The following is a 21,767-nucleotide window of genomic DNA, read 5'->3' as shown; positions in this document are numbered from 1 at the left end:
GTATTTTTAAACAATCTAAGTGCTAGACCTTCCATCTTTAAGTTTTTTAAAAGGGGAATCTGAATAGAATTCTATCAAGTCTTTTAGGGATTCTACTTTTTTCAAGGTTTTATTCAATGCATTAAGATTAATAGCAAGATTTTTATTTGGGTAAGCTTTAAAAAAATCTACTAGATTAATTTTTTGATTGTTACTATAAGAACTTAAGATAATTCCAGATCTCATCGCTTTTGTGCTAATTTCTTGATTTGAAATTTTATAGGGGTGAATAATTTTAGTCAGTCTACTTAAAAAAACCTCACCTATTTTACTATTCATTAACTTGCTGCTAGTTTTTAAAGGTATGTCTATTTCATAAGACAAAATTTTATGAAGTTTTTTCTCTTCTTGATTGGTAATTTTAATGAGATTTTTTAATTTTCTATCTGCTATTTTTGTCTTTTGAAACTTAAGTAGTTTTTCTATTTTGATTGATCTGCTAAAGGTGCCTTTATAAAGGAATAATGTTTCTGCCGCTTCTACTGTTGGAATTAAAAATAATGTAAAGATAATAATAAGATTATGTTTTAAATTCATTTATTGCTCAACACCAGCAGCAACTTTAACCAATCTTACTATACCTTTTTCTGATGTTTTTTTGATAAGTCCATACCCCATTTTGTAAGTATCTTTAGTTATTAAGATTTTTGGAAGTTTATTAAATATTATTTTTCTTTTAAAACCAGGTTTCATTTTTGATGTATTAAACATTTTTTTAATCGAAGATATATTTAAATTTTTGTTAATAATTATTTTAGATGATTTTTCTATAGTTTTTGACCTTATTTTTGCTGGCAGCCTATTATTTATCTTTATTAATATTTTCCATCCTATTGAATCCAATTTTGTAGCTAAAATATTAACTAATTCATTCCTGACAACAAATCCTTTTTCAGAAAATAAAAAATCAATTGTTTGATCCAATATTTTATCAATATCTAGTTGTTTTTCTTTTGTTGCGCTTGTCAGAAGTTCATCTAACCTTTCTAATTTTAAATTATTTTTATCAAAAAGCATTTCTTTTAAGCTATTTCTTAGTTCTGGATTTTCATCTTCAATCAATCGTCTCGCAAAATAAGGGTAAGCTGCTCCGAGTATTTTAAAATTTGGATCTACACTAAGTGCTATCCCTTCTAAAGTAATTAATGATCTAATAATTAACGCATAATATGGTGGTAATTTAAAAGGAAATTTATACATAATTCCCGACATATCATCTGTTACCGCTTTAAAGTCCATTTTGTTAACTCCGATTTCTAAAGCGCTTGTAAAAACGCTTTCAAAAGCTGGTGCTATGGGCTTTAAGTCTACTTCTTCTGAGAGGAATCCCAATTGAACAAAATCATAAGAAAGTTTATCAAATCTTCTATTTACAAGATGAACAACTGCTCTTATTAAGCCAGTCCTTGATTGTTGTGTAATATCACTCATCATACCAAAATCTAAATAACATAATCGACCATCTTTCAAAGCTAAAATATTTCCTGGATGGGGATCTGCGTGAAAAAAACCATGTTCAATAAGTTGTTGAAGACTGCAACTTACGCCAATTTCTATCATTTCATTTGGATTTATTCCTAATTCTTTAACAGCTTTTATGTTTGTTAATTTTATCCCATCAATCCATTCCATTGTAAGCACTCTTCTACTTGTCGCTTTTCTGTAGATTTTTGGAACTGCGATTTTATTATTTTTGCTATGAAGTTCTTTAAATTTTTCTGCATTGTTGGCTTCATTTATGTAATCCATTTCTTCAAAAATTCTTTTACCAAGTTCATCAATCAATGCCACTAGATCACTCCTAATAATCCCGATATTATTCTTAAACCATATAGCTATATTTCTCACTATGTACAAATCTAAGGTTATTTGTTCCCTTAATCCTGGTCTTTGAATTTTTACAGCAACTTTTTCGCCTCCTTTTAATATTGCTTTATGCACTTGACCGAGAGATGCTGCTGAAATTGGCTCTTTCTCAATCGATGTGAAAATCTTTTCTATTTTATCTCCTAAATCTTCTTCAATACACGCCATAGCAAGCTCGCTTTCAAAACCTGGTAGTTGGTCTTGAAGCTGTGCTAATTCCTCTAGAACTATTGGAGGAACTATATCTGGTCTTGTAGATAGTGCTTGCCCAGCTTTTATAAACGCGGGTCCTAAATCTACAAGCAGTCTTGTAAATTCTTTCGCTCTAAAGCTCTTTCTTTCATTTTTTTCTAATGAACCAATTAATTTTTCCCAACCAACGCCAAGTAAAAATAATCCAATAGGTAAAAGTGTCTGCCAAAGTCTTCGAAGTAGACGAATTGGATTTCTTTTGTAGATTGAGTCAATAGCCACAGGGTCATACTCAAGTAGACCTGAGGCTTCAATAAAATCGCTTAATTCTTCGGCCATTTTATTATGGCAATGTTCTACATCTCTTCTAATTCATTTTACGCCTAGTTTGCGTCTTTTTGATTCCATTGAATTATGCTAAACAGCCTACGTTTTCAGAACATAGCTCTATTTGGTAATTTAGAGATTGACTTTGATAAAGGATTTACTGTATTTACTGGTCAGACTGGCTCAGGTAAATCAATATTCATTGATACATTAAATGCTTTATTGGCGAATAAAAAAACTTCTTTGGATAATCGATTGGTACCTAAAACATCTTCTTTTTCATCAATTGAGGGTGTTTTTTCTGTTCTTCAGAATACAAAAGATTGGTTAATTGACCAAGGACTTGATGTTGATGAAGAATTAATTGTGACTAGGGAGTGGCGTTTAAAAGAAGATAAATATAAATCTAGATTCAGAATTAATGGTGTATTGGTGAATAGATATCAAATATCAGAATTAAGATCACTTTTGTTTGATTTTACTTTACAAGGAGATATTTATATTTTAAATAATTCATCGTACCAATTAAGCTTGTTAGATTCATTAGGTTTAAAAGAAATTAAAAGATCTAATGCTATTGTAAATCAAGATTGGAAAATATGGAATGAATCTAATTTAAGATTAAAGCATGCAAAAGATAAGATTTTTGATTTTCAAAAAGAGCTTGAAGAAAAGAATTACATATTCCAAGATTTAGAAAAATTAGAATTAGAAGATCCAAATGAGCAAACTAAGTTAGAAATTGAAGAAAATCGTTTATCAAATCTTCTGAGATTAAAAGAGGGGATTAAATCTTTATTGATTCGTTTAAATGAAAGCTTAGACGAGTATCCATCAATATTAGATCATACTAACTTTTGTATCAATGAATTAAAATCTTTATCTCAAATCGATTCTTCTTTGGATTCAATTTTTCATAGTTTTTATACATTAACCCATAATCTTAATGATATAATTTATCAAATTAATGATTACGAAAAAACATTAGATATTGATCCAACTTTTTTAAATGATTTACAAGTTAGATTGTCTAATCTTAGATTTTATCAAAAAAAATATAAAAGAAATTTACCAGATCTTATAAGTTATAAAAATGAGTTGATTAATTATTTATCTATTCAAGATAGTTCTAATAATATTAACGAACTTGCTTTTGATGAAAAGAAAAAAAGAACTATAAGAGACAAGTCTAATCAAGATTTATCTGATTTAAGAAAAGCTATTGCTTTACAACTTGAGGATAAATTAATTCGAAGTTTAAAACAACTAGGCATACCTAATGTTCGCTTTAAAGTTGTTTTTGAAGAATGCGAACCAACAATTAATGGAATTGATAAAGTTGATTTTATGTTTTCTGCAAATCCTGATCTTCCCTTAACGCCTCTTGCAGATACAGCCTCTGGTGGAGAAAAATCTAGGATTCTTCTTGCAATTAAGGCAATTTTTTCTTCGTTTGATCCAACTAATGTATTGATTTTTGATGAAGTAGATGCAGGAGTTAGTGGATCAGTTAGTAGCTATGTAGCTAATTTGCTTTGTGAATTATCAAATTATCGACAAGTTTTTTGCGTAACACATCAGCCTATAATTGCAGCATTTGCTGATAATCATTTTGCTTTAAAAAAGAGAGTTATCGATGGTAATACAAAGTCTATTCTGATTAATTTAAGGGAAACCGTAGATAGGCAGAGGGAATTAGCTCTCTTGGCTGGGGGTGAAATCGTTGAAGCGAATGCTTATGCGGCGAGCTTGCTGGAACACAAAGCTGCATGATGAGCATATTTTTTTATACAATTGATTATTAATATTTTTCCCTAATGGGAAGCCCAAAATCTAATTCTAAAAAAAAGACATTAAATCTTGGTTCTTCCAGTGAAGAAGTCATAACTATTCGTGGTGCAAGGCAACATAATTTAAAAAATGTTGATTTATCAATTCCAAGAAATAAACTTGTGGTTTTTACAGGTGTTAGTGGAAGTGGTAAAAGTTCATTAGCCTTTGATACCATTTTTGCAGAAGGACAAAGACGATATGTTGAGAGTTTGTCCGCTTATGCAAGACAATTTTTAGGACAGGTTGATAAACCTGATGTTGATTCAATCGAGGGGTTATCTCCAGCAATTTCTATTGATCAAAAATCAACAAGCCATAATCCTCGTTCAACAGTAGGAACTGTTACTGAAATACAAGATTATTTTCGTTTGCTTTTTGGTAGAGCTGGTGAACCTCATTGCCCAGAGTGTTCTAGGCCGATTAAGCCTCAAAGTATCGATGAAATGGTTGATCAAATTAAGACTCTTCCAGAAGGAACTAGATATCAATTGCTTGCACCAGTTGTTAGAGGAAAGAAAGGAACACATTCGAAACTTTTGTCTGGACTTGCTGCCGAAGGATTTGTTCGAGTCAGAATTAATAAAGAAGTTAGAGAGTTGGCAGATAATATTGAATTAGATAAAAATCAAGTTCATTCTATTGAGGTAGTAGTTGATAGATTGATTGCGAGAGAGGGGATTGAAGAGAGATTAACTGATTCATTAAGTACTACTTTAAAAAGAGGAGATGGTTTAGCAATAGTCGAAGCAGTACCTAAAAAGAATGAAGAACTTCCAAAAGGTATTGATAGAGAAAGATTATTTTCTGAAAATTTTGCTTGCCCAGTTCATGGGGCTGTGATTGAAGAATTATCTCCAAGGTTATTTTCCTTTAATAGCCCGTATGGTGCTTGTCCTGATTGTCATGGTCTTGGTCACTTGAAGAAATTTACTTGTGAGAGAGTGATACCTGACCCATCACTCCCAGTTTATGCGGCAGTTGCACCATGGAGTGATAAGGATAATTCATATTATTTTTCATTATTATTTTCAGTTGGCGAGGCATTTGGCTTTGAGATCAAAACTCCTTGGAAAGATTTAAAAGAAGAGCAAAAAAATATTTTATTAAATGGTAGTAAAGAACCAATTTTAATTAAGGTAGATAGTAGATATAAACAAGATTCAGGATTTAAAAGACCTTTTGAAGGTATTTTACCTATTTTAGAAAGACAGCTACAGGACGCAAATGGCGAAGCTGTTCGCCAAAAGTTGGAAAAATATCTTGAATTAGTTCCTTGTGCAAGTTGTCATGGCAAAAGATTACGTCCTGAAGCCCTTGCTGTAAAACTTGGATCTTTTGCAATAACTGATCTAACCTCATCAAGTGTTTCTACCACACTTAAGAATGTTGAGGATTTAATGGGTCTTAACATAACAAAAAACTCAAAGGAATTACTTTCTAATAAACAAAAAAAGATTGGGGAATTAGTTTTAAAAGAAATTCGATTACGTCTTCAATTTCTTTTGGATGTTGGACTTGATTATTTAACCCTAGATAGACCAGCTATGACGTTGTCAGGTGGGGAAGCTCAAAGAATACGACTTGCTACGCAAATAGGTGCAGGTTTAACAGGAGTTCTTTATGTTCTAGATGAACCTAGTATTGGACTACATCAAAGAGATAATGATCGATTATTATCTACATTAAAAAAGCTACGTGATTTAGGCAATACTCTAGTTGTTGTTGAACATGATGAGGATACTATAAGAGCTGCCGACCATTTAGTTGATATCGGTCCTGGTGCTGGTGTTCATGGAGGCGAAATCATAGCTGAAGGGTCTTTAGATAGCTTGTTGACAGCAAAAGAGTCATTGACTGGTGCTTATCTTAGCGGGCGTTCATCTATCCCTACTCCTGCAAGTAGAAGAGACTCAGTACAAAGAAAATTACGTTTGATTGATTGTGATAAAAATAATTTAAAAAATGTTTCAGTAGACTTTCCTTTAGGTAGATTAGTTGCTGTTACTGGAGTAAGTGGAAGTGGGAAAAGCACCTTAATAAATGAACTACTCCATCCTGCTTTAAATCATTCTTTAGGCTTGAAAGTTCCTTTTCCAAAAGGATTAAAAGAGCTTAAAGGTATTAAATCTATTGATAAAGTTATTATTATTGATCAGTCTCCAATAGGTAGAACACCAAGATCTAATACGGCGACTTATACAGGTGCATTTGATCCTATACGCCAACTTTTTGCTACTTCTGTCGAAGCAAAAGCGAGAGGTTATCAAGCAGGTCAATTCAGTTTCAATGTTAAAGGTGGAAGATGTGAAGCTTGTCGTGGCCAGGGTGTAAATGTTATTGAGATGAATTTTCTTCCTGATGTCTATGTTCAATGTGATGTATGTAAAGGAGCTCGATTTAATCGAGAGACATTACAAGTTAAATATAAAAATTATTCAATTTCTGATGTATTGGAAATGACTGTTGAGCAAGCAGTTGATGTTTTCTCTGCAATACCTCAAGCGGCAGATCGATTAAGAACACTTTTAGATGTTGGTCTGGGATATATTAAGCTTGGCCAACCTGCTCCGACATTATCTGGAGGAGAAGCTCAAAGAGTAAAGCTTGCCACTGAGTTATCTAGAAGAGCAACTGGCAAAACACTTTATTTAATTGATGAACCTACAACTGGTTTAAGTTTTTACGATGTTCATAAATTAATGGATGTCATACAGAGATTAGTAGACAAAGGAAATTCAATTATTGTTATTGAGCATAATTTGGACGTTATTCGATGTTCAGATTGGATTATTGATATGGGTCCGGAAGGAGGTAATCGAGGAGGTGAGATTATTGCTATGGGAACTCCTGAAGAAGTTGCAATGGCTTCAAATAGTCATACAGGTAATTACTTAAAAAAAGTTTTGGAGTTACATCCTCCAAAAAAAAGTTGAAAAAATTATTATAGATATTTCTTAATATTGATGATTGAGATGCCTGTTTCTAGTTTTGATAAACTCTGAAAATCAAGTGATAGAGAGAAATTTAAATATTGATATTGATTTTGATAAAATATAATATTTTCTTTAGGTTTAATAGGTCAAAAATCAGTTATTCATCCATCATTCTCCTCTTGAGTTTACTTGGCACTAAGACTTTTACATTTAAATTTGCATGGTTTAATCCGCTCACATGATCTTGAATTGGGCAGAGATTCAGATACTGGAGGGCAGACTTTATATGTTTTAGAATTAGTAAAAGGACTTGCTGCAAGACCAGAAGTTGAAAAAGTTGAACTTATTACTAGATTAATTATTGATAGGAAAATTTCCTCTGACTATTCGAAGCCTATCGAAAAGATATCAAGTTGTGCTGAAATCATTCGATTACCTTTTGGTCCAAAGCGTTATCTTAGGAAAGAATTGTTGTGGCCTTATTTAGATGATTTAGCTGATCAAATAGTTCAAAGATTACAGAAAGAAAATAATTTTCCTGATTGGATTCATGCTCATTATGCAGATGCTGGCTATGTTGGGGCATTAGTAAGTAGAAGATTAGGATTGCCTTTGGTTTTTACTGGCCATTCATTAGGCCGGGAAAAACTTAGAAGATTATTGGCTGCTGGAATAGATCATGATCAAATAGAACAAACTTATTCGATTAGTAAAAGAATTGATGCAGAAGAATTGGCTCTAGCGCATTCAAACTTACTCATAACAAGTACTAAGCAGGAATCTGACGAACAATACTCCCGTTATGGAAAATTTAGTTCGAGAAACGTAGAAATAATTCCACCTGGTGTTGATTTAAATCGTTTTCATTCCACAGAATTTAATTTAAAGCAAGAGGAACAAGAATTACACAAACTTTTCAAACCCTTTTTGAGAGATATAAATCTTCCTCCTCTTTTAGCTATATCAAGAGCAGTAAGAAGAAAAAATATTCCTGCATTGATTGAGACTTATGGACGTTCCTCAATTTTGCAGCAAAGACATAATCTTATTTTGATTTTAGGTTGTCGAGAAGATTCACGACAGCTTGAAAAACAGCAAAGAGAAGTTTTTCAGCAAGTTTTTGACTTAGTTGATAAATATAATTTATATGGAAAGGTTGCTTATCCAAAACAACATAAAAGAGAGCAAATTCCCTCAATTTATCGTTGGGCTGCACATAGAAAAGGACTATTTGTTAATCCTGCATTAACTGAGCCATTCGGTTTGACATTATTGGAAGCTGCCGCGTGTGGGTTACCTATGGTGACTACTGATGATGGTGGACCAAGGGATATTTTGTCTCGTTGTGAAAATGGTTTACTTGTAGATGTAACTGATTTACAAGCTTTTCGAGATGGTTTAGAGACTGCTGGTTCAAATTCTTCTGTATGGAAAACTTGGAGCAATAATGGAATTGAGGGAGTCTCCAGGCATTTCAGTTGGGATGCTCATGTTTGTAATTACATTGCATTGATGCAGAAGCGTGTGAAATTTCTTGCACCTCGACATTGGACATTGGGAACTGCTAATGAGACAAGTCCTCTTGGTAAGAAATTATTACTTCTTGATTTAGATAACTACCTTGATCAATCGGAAGACTTATCAATATTGATAAATAGGTTAAAAGATCCTTCATTAGAACTTGATTTTAATTTGGGAATTTTAACTGGAAGATCAATTAATGCTGCTAGGCATAGATATGCAGAAATGCATTTACCTAGACCAGCAGTTTGGATATGCCAAGCTGGTACCGAAATTTATTATGCTGATGAAAATAAATCAGACATTTTTTGGCAAGATTCAATAAGTGTTGATTGGAATCGAAAAGGTATCGAAAAAGTTTTATTTGATTTAAAAGCTTATTTAGAGCTTCAATCAATTGATCATCAAGGTTCTTTTAAGATTAGCTATTTATTAAAAGAACCTAGTGATGCGATTTTACCTTTAGTACGTAAAAGATTAAGACAGTCTGGACTTGCTGCTACTCCACATTTGAAATGTCATTGGTACTTGGATGTTGTTCCTTTGCGAGCATCACGAGCAGAAGCTATTAGATTTTTGACTTTGCGTTGGGGCTTATCTTTAGAAAAAGTTTTTATTATTGCAAGTCAACAAGGTGATAGTGAGTTAATAAAGGGATTGACTACTAGTGTTATTCCTTTAGATCATGATTCATCATTAGATGGATTGAGATCTCAACAAAGGGTTTTCTTTTCTGATTCTCAAAATGGTGTTGTTGATGGCTTAAAATATTTTCGATTTTTTAAATCTAATTAATATTGAATTTTTATTTATTTACACTTTAAAAATTAAATTAATTTATTTTTGTTTACTCTTCAAGTATTAATGTAAGTTGTTTATAGGGTGGCTCTTCACTAACGAATCCCCAATCATTGAAAATTTTGGAGTTTATATGTGTGATGATTTGACGTTTATTTCTATTTTCTACTTTAAATCCTTCAGCCGACATTTTTCTCATAAGTCTTGCGGATTCTTCAAACCTAGCGGCCATAGAATCAAGAGTTTCACAGTCTTTGGTTAAACCTTCTTCTTTCCAGGTAAAATACGTCATCAGTTGAATTTGAAGATCTAAGGTTGATTTAAAAATATTAGATTGATTATTACTAATAATAATGTAATAAACCAAAAACTACCTACAATTTGACTCTCTTTGTTACCTTTAATTTCAAAATGGTGGTGTATCGGAGTCATTAAAAATAATTTATAACCTTTCCCTTTTATTCTTTTAAAAATTTTGAAAACACTTACTTGAATTATTACTGAAATAGACTCTGCTGCAAGTATTCCTCCCATAATTAATAAAGACCAAAGATTATTTGATATCAAAGCAATACCACCAAGAGATGCTCCTATCGCTAGAGATCCTGAATCTCCCATAAATAACTTTGCAGGATATTTATTTAAGAAAAGAAATCCCATACAACAACCAGACATTACCATGCAAAAAGGAGCTAGTGTTTCATTAATACTTTGATTTTCTATCGCAATAGTTAAAGCTAAACCTGTAAATATTAAGGCGCTGCATCCACTTAATAAACCATCTAAACCATCAGTTAAATTACTTGAATTACTTTCCGAAAGCAGTACAAATATACCTAATGGATAAATTAAATTTCCTAGGCTAATACTTTGATTTGCTACTTGAATAGTATTAGGAATTAAATTATTTAATCCACAAAAAATAATAAAAATAAGACTTATAAAAAATTGTAAAATTAATTTTTGATTAGAAGTTAGACCAGTATTAAATTTTTTTTTCAAACTAATTAAGTCATCAATTGCACCTATTAACATGAAAAGAATAATAAGTACGCTTAAAGTTAGAATAACTTTGTAATTTTCGTTATTAAAATATATAATATTAGTTATTATTACTCCTGTAGGAATAAAAAAAATCCCACCCATAGTTGGAGTTCCTTCTTTAAGAAAATGTTTTTTTGGACCCTCTTTTCTAATTATTTGTTTAATTTTGATTTTTTTTAATATTGATAAACTTGACAAAGTAATAATAAATGAGATTAGAGTTGAAATTATAAAAAGAACAGTTAAAATACTATTTTCAAAATAAAAATCAGAAAAGATACAAATTAGTATTATTAATACTAAGAGAATCAATATTTGTAGATTAATATTATTTATAAAAAATGATATGCCTTTTTTATTTAAAACCTTTAGAGATTTTTTCAAGATTTAAGCTAGTAGATTAGTCTTCCCATTCTTCATCTGTAGTTTCTTCTTCAGCTTTATAGTCTTCTTTTTCACCCATTAAAGCTGAAAGCTCTTCTTCTTCAACAGTACTTATTTCTTGATCATTTGAATCTTCATCAGAAATTAATCTTCCACTGGTCTCTAACCATGACAATAAATCAGGTTCCTCTCTCAGTGGGAGAACAGGTGCTTGCTCTTCCCTGCCATAGCGAGTTAGTGCTGGGTTAATGCCGTCTAAATTAGATAATTTGATTTGTTTTAGATCGCTCATATCAAAAATTTTAGTCGATGAATTAACATAATGCATTATGGATTAATTTTCTAATCTTTATGCTGACTTCAAAGCTGATATTAATAATTTTTACTTGGGTCATGGCTTTATTAGTAAGTATTTCTCTTCGCTTAGTTGGTATTATTCACCCTCAACCTTTCTACACAAATCATTTGTTAGTGTGGTTTTTGGTTTTTGGTCCTTCTCTATTCCTTTTAATTTATTTTTTGGTTAGGAGGTCTTTTCCGATAGATCCTTTAATTTGAATTGTTTTGAAGTGATTTTAAAGTTTTCACATCACTATTTTATTTTCACTTCAAATAATGATGTTCATGATTTATTGATTTTTGGTCATGACATTGATACTTGGTTAATTTATGTACTTATTTTTTTTGGACTTACTTCTATAGCTTTTGTGTTCGTGTGGTTCATGGGTTTTGTAGGTGAAAGGCAATCAGGAAAATCGATTAAGCAGCCATGGGAATAAATTTTGGTTTTTCTGTAGTAATTTGATTTTAAAAATATTTGAATCAGCATTGATTATCTAAATAAGAAACTTCTCCAATAATTCTCTATATTTACTATGGATTATTGAATTTCCTTAAAGGAGACAACCATATGGGAAGAGCTAAAAAAGTTGTTTTGGCTTATTCGGGAGGAGTGGATACCAGTGTTTGTATTCCTTATTTGAAAAAGGAGTATGGAGTTGAGGATGTAATTGCTTTTGCAGCAGATCTAGGGCAGGGGGATGAACTTGATGAAATTAAAAAAAAGGCTATTTCTTTTGGTGCTTCTGAATCACTTGTTGGCAATTTAGTAAAACCTTTTATTGAAGATTTTGCTTTTCCAGCAATTAGATCTAATGCTTTGTATCAAGGTAAATATCCGCTTTCAACTGCATTAGCTCGGCCATTAATTGCAAAAAAACTTGTTCAAATTGCAAGGGAATTAAATGCTGATGGAGTAGCGCATGGGTGTACGGGTAAAGGCAATGATCAAGTTCGTTTTGACGTAACTATTGGAGCTTTAGCTCCTGATTTGAAATTGCTTACACCCGCTCGTGAATGGGGAATGAGTCGTGAAGAAACAATTGCTTATGGAGAAAAATATGGAATAGTCGCTCCTGTGAGTAAAAAAAATCCTTACTCTATTGATTTAAATCTTTTGGGTAGAAGTATAGAAGCTGGTCCTCTTGAAGATCCATTTGAAATGCCATCAGATGAAGTTTTTGGAATTACTTCTTCTATATCTGATGCACCTAATGAGCCCGAGATAGTGGAAATACTCTTTGAAAATGGTAATCCAGTGGCCATTGATGGTGAATTGATGGAGCCAGTATCTCTTATTAAGAAGGCCAATAGCCTTGCAGGAAAACATGGCTTTGGACGTTTGGATATTATTGAAGACAGAATAGTAGGAATTAAAAGTCGAGAAATTTATGAAACACCAGGATTGCTTTTACTAATTAGAGCTCATCAAGAAATAGAGAGTTTAACTTTACCTGCTGATTTATTAAATACTAAATTTAGACTTGAAAGACAATGGGCCGATTTGGTTTATCAAGGTTTCTGGTTTAGTCCCTTAAAAGAAGCTTTGGATGGATTTATAAATCATTCTCAAAAGCAAGTTAATGGAATTGTCAGAATAAGGCTCTTCAAGGGCAATGCGGATGTCATTGGCCGTAAGTCAAAAGACAATAGTTTATATATTTCAGATATGTCTACTTATGGAAGCGAGGATAAGTTCAATCATAAATCCGCAGAAGGATTTATTTATGTATGGGGTTTGCCAAGCCGAATTTGGTCATGGATTAACAAATAAAATAGTTAATTTTTAAATTTTCTATTTCTATTTCATAGAACTTATTCCTTAACCTCGTCTTTTTTTTCTTCTTCAGTGGCAGATTCAACTTTCTCTTCAGTGGCAGATTCAACTTTCTCTTCAGTGGCAGATTCAACTTTCTCTTCAGTGGGTTTTATGCTTTCCTTATCTGATTCAGATTTTTCAGGCTCACCATCACCATCTTTAGAAGTTGATTTTGGAGTTGGTAAAGGTCCATATTGTTTAACTGTTAGATAACGAATAACGTCTTCACTCAATCTCATGGCTTTCTCTAGCATTCCAATTTGTTGCCCATCCCCTTTATGGCTTAGTTGGACATAAATTCCCTCTTTATGTTTAGCAATGGGATAAGCAAGTCTTCTTTTCCCTCTCATTTGACTATCTAAAACCTCTGTACCTGACTTCTCAAGCATTTCACTATATTTTTTTAGATGGCTATTAACTTCCTCTTCCGGTATGTCCGGACGAAGAATGTACATAGTTTCGTAATAGGGTTTTTCAGACATAGAAATTTCCGACTAGGACTTTATGGCTCAAAAAGAGCGACGGACTTTTAATCTTATACTGAAGTGGTAACTTTTCACAATTGCATTTTTGTTGCTTGGCTGATTATGGGCAAATTCGGTTCATTTCCTTGTGTGCATGACCAAATACAATAAGTAATCATGGAAAAAAGACTTATTAATAAAGTACTTGATAATGTTCTTATAATTAAAGAGTTTCCAAAAGGACTAAGAAAAATTTCGAATATAAAACCAATTATGATTATCCCAATATTGATTAATAATGATTGAAGTGCATTGAATCGTAAAAAATAAGATACTTTATTATTTCTTACAAGTCCAATGAAAATAGCTAAAAACAATAATAAATTTCCAAAAGGTATTGATCGTTCTATTATTAGAATAGGAATAGAAGGTATTTTAATAATTTGAGTAACCGGATATTTAATATATATATGATTACCAAACATAAGAGAATCAGTCCATGGAATCATATATAGAAAAAATCCTAATATTTTTTCTCCTATTGAAGGCATAAGTAATTTTATTTTTTTCAGATTAAACCATTAAATGTTTTTTTGCAGATAATTTCATTGTCTCAACAGGCACGTTATTAAAACCACTCCAAAGCTTTATTGATAAAGCACCTTGCTCAACGAGCATATCAAGTCCATCAATTGTGAAACAATTTTTTTCTTGTCCGAGTTTTAACCAGTTTGTCGGTCTTGGGGTATAAATCAAGTCATACAAAATAGTTTTCTTAGATAAACTCTCCCAAATTTTATGACCAAGTGGAATATTTTCTACTTCATTTTTTTTGCTATTCATCCCTATTGGAGTGGTATTAACAATTAAATCAGCTTCTCCAATATGTTGCGTAATATTGAATTTAATATTATTAACACCTTCAATAAATATATTGCTATTTAAGAATAATTTTTTCATGCTATTCACAAAAAAATTTAATGAATTTTCATTGCGACCTATTATTGTTATTTTTTTAATATTTAAAGTGCTTAAACCCATAACTACTGCTCTTGCGCTTCCCCCGTAACCAATTACAACAACATGCTTATTTTTTAAATCTTGATTTTTTAATGGCATTAGGAACCCCTCTACATCAGTATTTGCTCCAATCCATTGATTATTTTTTTCGGGTATTAGTGTATTAACAGCTTGTATATCACTTGCAATTTTACTTAGTTTGCCACAAGCTTTTAAAGCTTCTTGTTTATGAGGGATAGTTATATTTAATCCTTTGCAGTTTGTGAGTCTTAAAGCTGATATAACTTTATTTAAATTTGTTCTATCGCAGGGCATTGCTACATAGCACCAGTCAAGTCCCATTTCTTCATATGCGGCGTTATGAATAATTGGTGAAAGAGAATGATTTACTGGTTGTCCAAGAAGTCCTACAAGATTAGTTTTTCCAGTGATAGTGATCATTTTATGCTTATGTTTGCTCAAGAGAGTTACGTGACTGTTCGGGAACCACGCCTCGCCTCAAATAGGTTTAACTAACGAGGATGTTACCTAAAGAAAGAATTTTTTTAGGAGCTACTAACTCATGGGGAAGGTTGTTGGAATCGATCTAGGTACTACCAATAGCTGTGTTGCTGTTATGGAAGGTGGTAAGCCTACTGTAATAGCAAATGCTGAAGGATTTAGAACAACTCCATCAGTGGTTGCTTATACAAAGAATCAGGACCAATTAGTTGGGCAAATTGCTAAACGTCAAGCGGTGATGAATCCAGAAAATACTTTTTACTCCTCAAAGAGATTTGTTGGTCGTCGAGTCGATGAGGTAAATGACGAATCCAAAGAAGTAAGCTATGGAGTGGAAAAAGCAGGTTCTAATGTTAAATTAAAATGCCCAATACTTGATAAGCAGTTTTCTCCTGAAGAAGTTAGTGCTCAAGTACTGAGAAAACTTTCTGAAGATGCTGGGAAATATTTGGGCGAATCAGTCACTCAAGCAGTCATTACTGTACCTGCATACTTTAATGATTCTCAACGCCAAGCTACTAAAGATGCAGGGAAGATTGCAGGCTTAGAAGTTCTCAGAATCATTAATGAGCCAACTGCTGCGGCCCTAGCATACGGATTAGATAAAAAAAGCAACGAAAGAATATTAGTCTTTGATTTGGGTGGCGGCACATTTGATGTATCTGTTTTAGAAGTTGGTGATGGAGTATTCGAAGTTCTTTCTACATCTGGTGACACTCATTTAGGTGGAGATGATTTTGATAGAGTTATTGTTGATCATTTGGCTTCTACTTTTAAAAGCAATGAAGGTATTGATCTACGCCAGGATAAACAAGCACTACAACGCTTAACTGAAGCGGCAGAAAAAGCGAAAATAGAACTCTCAAATGCCACTCAAAGTGAAATAAACCTCCCATTTATCACAGCTACGCCCGAAGGACCAAAGCACCTTGATTTAACTCTCACAAGGGGAAAGTTTGAGGAATTAGCTTCAAAGCTTATTGATCGTTGTAGGGTTCCTGTAGAACAAGCTTTAAAAGATGCAAAACTATCTACCGGTGAAATAGATGAGATTGTCATGGTTGGAGGTTCTACACGAATGCCAGCAGTCAAAGAGTTAGTTAAAAGAGTTACTACTAAAGATCCAAATCAAACTGTTAATCCTGATGAAGTAGTTGCTGTTGGAGCGGCTATTCAAGGCGGAGTTCTTGCTGGTGAAGTTAAAGATATTTTGCTACTTGATGTAACTCCTTTATCCCTCGGAGTTGAGACATTGGGTGGGGTTATGACAAAAATGATTTCAAGAAACACTACTGTTCCCACGAAAAAGGCAGAAACTTATTCAACTGCAGTTGATGGTCAAACAAATGTAGAGATTCATGTGTTACAAGGTGAACGCGAGATGGCTTCTGATAATAAAAGTTTGGGAACCTTTCGGTTAGATGGAATACCTCCAGCTCCTCGAGGTGTTCCTCAAATTGAAGTGACTTTTGATATAGATGCTAATGGAATACTTAGTGTCAACGCAAAAGATAAAGGTAGTGGTAAAGAGCAAAGTATTTCAATAACTGGTGCGTCTACTTTGTCTGACAACGAAGTTGATAAAATGGTCAAAGATGCAGAAATGAATGCTTCTGCTGATAAAGAAAAGCGTGAAAAAATTGATATAAAAAACCAAGCTGAAACACTTGTCTATCAAGCTGAAAAACAAATAGCTGAGCTTGGCGATAAAGTTGATGATGCAGCAAAAAGCAAAGTTGAAGAAAAACGCGTCAAGTTGAAAGAGGCCACTGAAAAAGATGATTATGAAAGTATGAAGCCTCTAGTTGAGGAACTGCAACAAGAATTGTATTCCTTAGGAGCTTCTGTATATCAACAAGCAAATGCTGCTTCACAAGCTGCTGATGATTCGAGCACTGAGAGTAAAACTGATGGAGATGATGTGATCGACGCTGATTTTACTGAATCAAAATAAATAAATATTTATTTAAAATTTAATATTTATTAGTTTCTATTTTAAGTCCAATCCATTCAGCACATGAAGGAGCTAATAAAATCCCATTTCTGTAGTGGCCTGTATTGATTAATAATCCAGGTTCTAATTCTTTTAATAATGGAGAAGCTTCATTCTTCGGTCTCGCTCTAATACCATGCCATTCATGGCATACTTTTGCTTGTTTCATCCATTTCGGGGCAGAGTTATTCATATTTAACATTTCGTTTTTATGAGATAAACTTGGCTTACTTCCATTTTCCACTGTTGCTCCAATAATGATATGATTTGGAAATTTATGTATAAAGTTTATAGATTGATAATTTACTATTGCAGGCCATTCATGCCAATTTGCAGTTTTATTTGCTAATTCTAATTCAATAACTTGTCCTAATATTGGTTCTAAAAGTATTTCATGACCTAATGGTTTTAATAGTTTTTCAGTATTCAATGCAGAACAAATGACGACATAATCTTGATTAATAGATTGATTATTTTCTAAATATACTTTCCATCTTTTATCATATGAATTGCTATTTTTTCTTATTTTAATAACATTATTTTCAATTTTATTTATCTTAATTTGGTCAAGACTTTCCATTAATGACTTTATTAAGTCTGTAGGGTTTAATCGACCGTCTTCATGAGATATTAATCCGCCTATTAATTTTGTCTCAAAGATAGAATTCCAGAAGTTTAAAGAATTTTTATCTAAAAGTTCAATTCCGTATATTTTTTTGTTTTTACTTAATTCAATCATTGATTGATATTCATTTTCAGAACTTGCTATTTTTATTAATGGTTTTTCAAATATCTTGTTTGACTTAGAATAGTTAATTTGAGTAAGCCATTCTTTCCATAAGCTCATACTTTTATTGCGTAGTAAAAAAGCTCTTCCTTTTGATCTTTTGTAGATATTTCCCATAAGAACACCTAAACTAGCTTGTGTTCCATTTTTTGGAGTTAAATTATTTATTTTTGAATTTACTGTTGGGTCGATTAAATTTACTTTATAATTCTTTTTTCCTAGATAGAAGGCAGTTGTAATTCCTGCTATACCACTACCAACAACTGAGATTTCTATTTGCTTTTTTTTTGCTTTTTGGCTATTCATTTGCATAGATACTATGAAATTTGCTTGTTAATTTTCAACGAGTGCTCTAAAAAAGAGATTAGTTTAGGGATATGGATGAAGTGAGCATTAAAACAGTCATCTTGCAGTTCATTTGCCCTGATAAACCTGGACTTGTAAGTGATTTGGCAAGTTGGATAGCTAGTAAAAACGGCAATATTAGACATGCTGATCACCATACAGATGAAGATGCAAAATTGTTTCTCAGTCGCATTGAGTGGGATTTAGATGGATTTCTGCTTGATAAAAATGAAATAAACTCCGAAGTAATTTTACTTGAGAAGAGATTGAATGGAAAAGCTGTATTGAGCTTCTCTGATGATTTTCCTAATGTTGCAATATTTGTTAGTAAGCAGAGTCATTGCTTAGTTGATCTTTTATGGAGAGTTAAGGCTGGAGAATTATGTATGAATGTTCCTTTAGTTATATCAAATCATTCAGATTTAGAGGAAATTTGCACAAGTTTTTCTATTCCTTTTAAGCTTATAGAAGTAGATAAAAATAATAAAGCAGAATCAGAAAGTAAGATTTTAGATTTACTAGTTGAGTATAAAATTGATCTAGGGGTTTTAGCTAAATATATGCAGATATTAAGTTGTTCATTTTTAGAGAAGTTTCCTTCTTTGATTAATATTCATCATTCTTTTCTTCCTGCCTTTAAAGGTGCTCAACCATATCATCAAGCTTGGGAAAGAGGAGTAAAGTTAATTGGTGCAACAGCGCATTATGTTACTAAGGATCTTGATGCGGGACCCATCATTGAACAGACTATATCTAATGTAAGTCATCGTGATGAAGTATCAGATTTAATAAGAAAGGGTAGAGATTTGGAGCGAGTAGCTTTAGCAAGAGCCTTAAGATTGCATTTAAAAAGACAAGTTATTGTTTATAGAGGTAGAACGGCTGTCTTTACATGATTAATAATGCTTATTTCTTTAATTTAAAAAATAATTTTTCAGAAAAAATTGGCTGGAGTTGTTTTCAGTTAGGTTTATTTTGTTTGCCTTCTAGTGCCTTAATTTCTTATCTATTTTTGCTTGTAGCTCTTTTTGACGGAAGTCTTAAAAGAAGGAATCTTTATTGGAGGGAGTATTGGAATTATCCGCTAGTGCTCATAACTTTTTTGATGATAATTGGTTGTATTCGTGCTCATACTGGTTGGTTAGCTTGGCTTGGTCTTTTTAATTGGTTGCCATTCTTTTGGTGCTTTTGGGGCTTGCAACCATATTTGTTAACTCCTGAAAGAAGAATAAAATGCGCTTTTTGTCTTGTATTAGGAAGCCTCCCTGTTTTGATCACGGGTTTTGGTCAGTTATGGTTTGGATGGGAGGGACCTTGGGAGATTTTTGATGGTTTAATAATTTGGTTTATTTCTCCAGGAGGAGAGCCTTTAGGCAGATTGTCTGGGTTGTTTGATTACGCGAATATTACTGCTGCATGGTTATCAGGCGTATGGCCATTTTGTTTGGCTTCCGTTTTGCATCCTTTTATCTTTGGTAGAAATCGAGTTATTCCTTTTGTTCTTTTAGTGGCCTTTGTTTCAGCAATGATTTTGACTGAATCTCGCAATGCATGGGGCGCAATTTTTTTAGGATTACCGCTAGTTCTTGGTTCAGCATCATGGAGTTGGTTAATACCTTTAATGCTTATTTTCTTTTTCCCAGTACTTATTGCTGTTTTACCAGTTTTTGATTTTGGAATTCAGCAATTTGCAAGAAGTATTGTGCCTGAATTTATTTGGATGAGATTAAGTGATATGCAGTTCATGGATACCAGACCTTTTGAAGCGACACGAATTGGTCAATGGAAAATAGCAGTTAATCTAATTTTTGAAAAACCATGGTTGGGATGGGGTGCAGCAGCTTTTTCAATTATTTATCCTTTAAGGACAGGGTTATCTCATGGCCACTCTCATAATTTGCCTTTAGAATTAGCCGTTAGCCATGGGGTAGTAGTGTCTTTATTGATTAACATATTTGTGTTTAGTTTATTATTAATTTCCTCCTGTCATAGAATATTTAATAATTCAAATGATCAAAAATATATTATAGTTGATCGAGCTTGGTTCACTTCTACTTTAATTCTTATTTGTTTTCATGCGACAGATATTCCAATATTTGATAGCAGAATAAATATTTTAGGTTGGATATTATTGATAGGTCTAAGATGTATGTTCTATAATTCTAGAAGCTATAATGATTCATTAAAAAAAATTTAAAAAATTTTATATTAATTCTTCTTCTTCAATTTTAATTTGTCTTTCATAAATTGAATGCTCATTAAATATTCTGGCAGTTAAAAAGCTAGCTATACATGTAATCAAGAGTGGTTTTAGTATTAAAAGATTTTTAGTTAATGCGAAGGCTAAAAACATTGCTGTTAATGGGGTTCTTGAGCATCCAGCTACGAATCCGCCCATTCCTGCAAAAATATATGTTGTTGGCACATGGCCTGTAAATGCTTCTACCCCAATACCGCTCGCTAACCCTATTGCTCCTCCTAGGGTGAGCATTGGATAAAATAAACCACCTGGAGCTCCAGAAGCGGCTGCTAAACCAGAAGCAAAAAATAAAACTAAAAATATACTTATTGCAAGCGTATAACTACTGCCTTCATTAACAATAATCTTTTGTAATCCTTCGATATTGTGAAAAGTTTCTGGAATTATTGAATACATTGAGCCAAGTAATAATCCGGACAAACTCATTCTTTGAATAATTTTATTTTTAAACCATTTGTTTCCTACCACTTGCATCTTTAAAACATATTTGCAATAGATTTCTGCTAACAATCCAAGTAAGATTCCTAAAACTATTAAATATAAAAAATCTATAGGAAAGAATTCGATTACTGGTGTATATGCTCTCTCTAATTGAAAACCTAAATTATTAACAAATCCACCAGCTTTTTGATCTAGTCCAATCGCTTGCAAAATATCAGCGCAACTATCAGCCCAGAATGTTGTCACTACTACTAGTAAGAGGACTACTGGTCTGGCTGAATTTAGAAGTTCTTCAATTGCATAGATAAAGCCTCCAATAGGTGCACTGAAAATTGCCGCAATTCCCGCTCCTCCTCCTGCTGCAACTATGACTCTGCGAAATGAAATAGGGGCTTTTAACCATTTTGCCATTTTCCAGGCAACAGATCCTCCCATTTGTACTGCTGGCCCTTCTGGGCCCAGTGGAAATCCACTGCCAATAGCAATGATTCCAGCAAATAGTTTTACGATCCCAACTCTTAATCCCATAGGGACTGGCTTGTGGCGAAGAAAAGCAATGATGTGACTTACTCCTGCTCCTTTTGCTGCAGGCGCAAAATTTTGAATGAGCGATCCTGAAATCAAGCCTCCTAATGCTCCTAATATTGGTAAAACTATCCATCTAGGCATGTGTGCAAGAAGATTTGATCGATAATCTTCTAATGCATGAATTCCAGTTTTAAACAATATTCCCGTTAATGCTGCTCCTAAGCCTGTAAGTATGAGAGCAAGAATTACATTAAGCCATTTCCTTTGAAGAAGTTTGTTTATGCTTTGACTTGATTTCTTTTGAACGGGATTTTGATTTTGACTTTTGATCAT

The 21,767-nt window shown here is 32.7% G+C and carries 18 protein-coding genes; 8 read left to right on the top strand and 10 right to left on the bottom strand.

What is annotated here, in order from left to right; genetic code table 11:
• Positions 1-15: 15 nt before the first annotated feature.
• Together AC6EIZ_RS07755 and AC6EIZ_RS07750 are read right to left on the bottom strand one after the other, a co-directional pair.
• Positions 16-576, bottom strand: coding sequence for an alpha/beta hydrolase (locus AC6EIZ_RS07755; RefSeq protein ID WP_498510198.1), 561 nt, complete (start codon positions 574-576; stop codon positions 16-18).
• A complete protein-coding gene (locus AC6EIZ_RS07750; protein WP_498510196.1) occupies positions 577-2,436 on the bottom strand; it encodes an ABC1 kinase family protein in 1,860 nt (619 codons plus the stop codon).
• Positions 2,437-2,511: 75 nt separating this feature from the next.
• On the opposite strand from AC6EIZ_RS07750, the gene AC6EIZ_RS07745 reads away from it, so the two are divergent.
• From AC6EIZ_RS07745 to AC6EIZ_RS07735, 3 genes are all read left to right on the top strand, one after another.
• Positions 2,512-4,197: a DNA repair protein RecN gene (locus AC6EIZ_RS07745; protein ID WP_498510194.1), complete on the top strand. Its 1,686-nt coding sequence runs from the start codon at positions 2,512-2,514 to the stop codon at positions 4,195-4,197.
• A gap of 44 nt (positions 4,198-4,241) precedes the next feature.
• A complete protein-coding gene (gene uvrA, locus AC6EIZ_RS07740; RefSeq protein ID WP_498510193.1) occupies positions 4,242-7,190 on the top strand; it encodes an excinuclease ABC subunit UvrA in 2,949 nt (982 codons plus the stop codon).
• 189 nt (positions 7,191-7,379) lie between these two features.
• The gene (locus AC6EIZ_RS07735) at positions 7,380-9,506 is read left to right on the top strand and encodes an HAD family hydrolase (RefSeq protein ID WP_498510191.1); all 2,127 of its coding nucleotides are present in this window, start codon (positions 7,380-7,382) and stop codon (positions 9,504-9,506) included.
• 52 nt (positions 9,507-9,558) lie between these two features.
• Here the strand turns inward: AC6EIZ_RS07735 and AC6EIZ_RS07730 are convergent, their stop codons facing one another.
• From AC6EIZ_RS07730 to AC6EIZ_RS07720, 3 genes are all read right to left on the bottom strand, one after another.
• Positions 9,559-9,801, bottom strand: coding sequence for a hypothetical protein (locus tag AC6EIZ_RS07730; protein ID WP_498510189.1), 243 nt, complete (start codon positions 9,799-9,801; stop codon positions 9,559-9,561).
• A gap of 17 nt (positions 9,802-9,818) precedes the next feature.
• Entirely contained in the window at positions 9,819-10,751 is a 933-nt protein-coding gene (mraY, locus tag AC6EIZ_RS07725) for a phospho-N-acetylmuramoyl-pentapeptide-transferase (RefSeq protein ID WP_498510187.1), read from the bottom strand.
• A 202-nt stretch (positions 10,752-10,953) separates the two neighbouring features.
• Entirely contained in the window at positions 10,954-11,229 is a 276-nt protein-coding gene (locus AC6EIZ_RS07720; RefSeq protein ID WP_498510185.1) for a DUF3134 domain-containing protein, read from the bottom strand.
• A gap of 277 nt (positions 11,230-11,506) precedes the next feature.
• On the opposite strand from AC6EIZ_RS07720, the gene AC6EIZ_RS07715 reads away from it, so the two are divergent.
• Together AC6EIZ_RS07715 and AC6EIZ_RS07710 are read left to right on the top strand one after the other, a co-directional pair.
• On the top strand, positions 11,507-11,716 hold the full coding sequence (locus AC6EIZ_RS07715; RefSeq protein ID WP_498510184.1) for a hypothetical protein: 210 nt from the start codon (positions 11,507-11,509) through the stop codon (positions 11,714-11,716).
• A 131-nt stretch (positions 11,717-11,847) separates the two neighbouring features.
• A complete protein-coding gene (locus tag AC6EIZ_RS07710) occupies positions 11,848-13,050 on the top strand; it encodes an argininosuccinate synthase (RefSeq protein WP_498513232.1) in 1,203 nt (400 codons plus the stop codon).
• A gap of 41 nt (positions 13,051-13,091) precedes the next feature.
• Here the strand turns inward: AC6EIZ_RS07710 and rpsF are convergent, their stop codons facing one another.
• From rpsF to AC6EIZ_RS07695, 3 genes are all read right to left on the bottom strand, one after another.
• A complete protein-coding gene (rpsF, locus tag AC6EIZ_RS07705) occupies positions 13,092-13,577 on the bottom strand; it encodes a 30S ribosomal protein S6 (RefSeq protein WP_498510182.1) in 486 nt (161 codons plus the stop codon).
• Between the two features lie 74 nt (positions 13,578-13,651).
• Positions 13,652-14,110: a Tic20 family protein gene (locus AC6EIZ_RS07700; protein ID WP_498510180.1), complete on the bottom strand. Its 459-nt coding sequence runs from the start codon at positions 14,108-14,110 to the stop codon at positions 13,652-13,654.
• Positions 14,111-14,132: 22 nt separating this feature from the next.
• Positions 14,133-15,020 (bottom strand): shikimate dehydrogenase, encoded by an 888-nt coding sequence (locus tag AC6EIZ_RS07695; protein WP_498510178.1) that lies wholly within the window; start codon positions 15,018-15,020, stop codon positions 14,133-14,135.
• Positions 15,021-15,141: 121 nt separating this feature from the next.
• On the opposite strand from AC6EIZ_RS07695, the gene dnaK reads away from it, so the two are divergent.
• Positions 15,142-17,034, top strand: a complete 1,893-nt coding sequence (gene dnaK, locus AC6EIZ_RS07690; protein ID WP_498510176.1) for a molecular chaperone DnaK — start codon at positions 15,142-15,144, stop codon at positions 17,032-17,034.
• A 19-nt stretch (positions 17,035-17,053) separates the two neighbouring features.
• On the opposite strand, the gene AC6EIZ_RS07685 is transcribed toward dnaK, so the two are convergent.
• Positions 17,054-18,166: an NAD(P)/FAD-dependent oxidoreductase gene (locus tag AC6EIZ_RS07685; RefSeq protein WP_498510174.1), complete on the bottom strand. Its 1,113-nt coding sequence runs from the start codon at positions 18,164-18,166 to the stop codon at positions 17,054-17,056.
• Between the two features lie 80 nt (positions 18,167-18,246).
• Here AC6EIZ_RS07685 and purU point away from each other — a divergent pair, with 80 nt between their 5' ends.
• Both purU and AC6EIZ_RS07675 read left to right on the top strand, forming a co-directional pair.
• Positions 18,247-19,101, top strand: a complete 855-nt coding sequence (purU, locus tag AC6EIZ_RS07680) for a formyltetrahydrofolate deformylase (protein WP_498513230.1) — start codon at positions 18,247-18,249, stop codon at positions 19,099-19,101.
• The gene (locus AC6EIZ_RS07675) at positions 19,098-20,402 is read left to right on the top strand and encodes an O-antigen ligase family protein (RefSeq protein ID WP_498510172.1); all 1,305 of its coding nucleotides are present in this window, start codon (positions 19,098-19,100) and stop codon (positions 20,400-20,402) included. Before purU ends, AC6EIZ_RS07675 begins: the two co-directional genes overlap by 4 nt.
• A 6-nt stretch (positions 20,403-20,408) precedes the next feature.
• On the opposite strand, the gene AC6EIZ_RS07670 is transcribed toward AC6EIZ_RS07675, so the two are convergent.
• Positions 20,409-21,767 (bottom strand): ClC family H(+)/Cl(-) exchange transporter, encoded by a 1,359-nt coding sequence (locus AC6EIZ_RS07670; protein WP_498510171.1) that lies wholly within the window; start codon positions 21,765-21,767, stop codon positions 20,409-20,411.

This window comes from Prochlorococcus sp. G4PB16 (assembly GCF_059772465.1).
Note: the sequence above shows the minus strand (reverse complement) of the source record. Positions and strands in the feature narration are given on the sequence as shown.

Excerpts from the sequence above, each read along its gene's own strand:
- uvrA (WP_498510193.1), top strand. The coding sequence starts at position 4,242 with ATGGGAAGCCCAAAATCTAATTCTAAAAAAAAGACATTAAATCTTGGT.
- AC6EIZ_RS07720 (WP_498510185.1), bottom strand. The coding sequence starts at position 11,229 with ATGAGCGATCTAAAACAAATCAAATTATCTAATTTAGACGGCATTAAC.
- rpsF (WP_498510182.1), bottom strand. The coding sequence starts at position 13,577 with ATGTCTGAAAAACCCTATTACGAAACTATGTACATTCTTCGTCCGGAC.
- AC6EIZ_RS07670 (WP_498510171.1), bottom strand. The coding sequence starts at position 21,767 with ATGATCAAAAGTCAAAATCAAAATCCCGTTCAAAAGAAATCAAGTCAA.
- AC6EIZ_RS07750 (WP_498510196.1), bottom strand. The coding sequence starts at position 2,436 with ATGGCCGAAGAATTAAGCGATTTTATTGAAGCCTCAGGTCTACTTGAG.
- AC6EIZ_RS07710 (WP_498513232.1), top strand. The coding sequence starts at position 11,848 with ATGGGAAGAGCTAAAAAAGTTGTTTTGGCTTATTCGGGAGGAGTGGAT.
- AC6EIZ_RS07700 (WP_498510180.1), bottom strand. The coding sequence starts at position 14,110 with ATGCCTTCAATAGGAGAAAAAATATTAGGATTTTTTCTATATATGATT.
- AC6EIZ_RS07685 (WP_498510174.1), bottom strand. The coding sequence starts at position 18,166 with ATGAATAGCCAAAAAGCAAAAAAAAAGCAAATAGAAATCTCAGTTGTT.
- AC6EIZ_RS07745 (WP_498510194.1), top strand. The coding sequence starts at position 2,512 with ATGCTAAACAGCCTACGTTTTCAGAACATAGCTCTATTTGGTAATTTA.
- AC6EIZ_RS07755 (WP_498510198.1), bottom strand. The coding sequence starts at position 576 with ATGAATTTAAAACATAATCTTATTATTATCTTTACATTATTTTTAATT.
- dnaK (WP_498510176.1), top strand. The coding sequence starts at position 15,142 with ATGGGGAAGGTTGTTGGAATCGATCTAGGTACTACCAATAGCTGTGTT.
- AC6EIZ_RS07695 (WP_498510178.1), bottom strand. The coding sequence starts at position 15,020 with ATGATCACTATCACTGGAAAAACTAATCTTGTAGGACTTCTTGGACAA.
- AC6EIZ_RS07675 (WP_498510172.1), top strand. The coding sequence starts at position 19,098 with ATGATTAATAATGCTTATTTCTTTAATTTAAAAAATAATTTTTCAGAA.
- AC6EIZ_RS07730 (WP_498510189.1), bottom strand. The coding sequence starts at position 9,801 with ATGACGTATTTTACCTGGAAAGAAGAAGGTTTAACCAAAGACTGTGAA.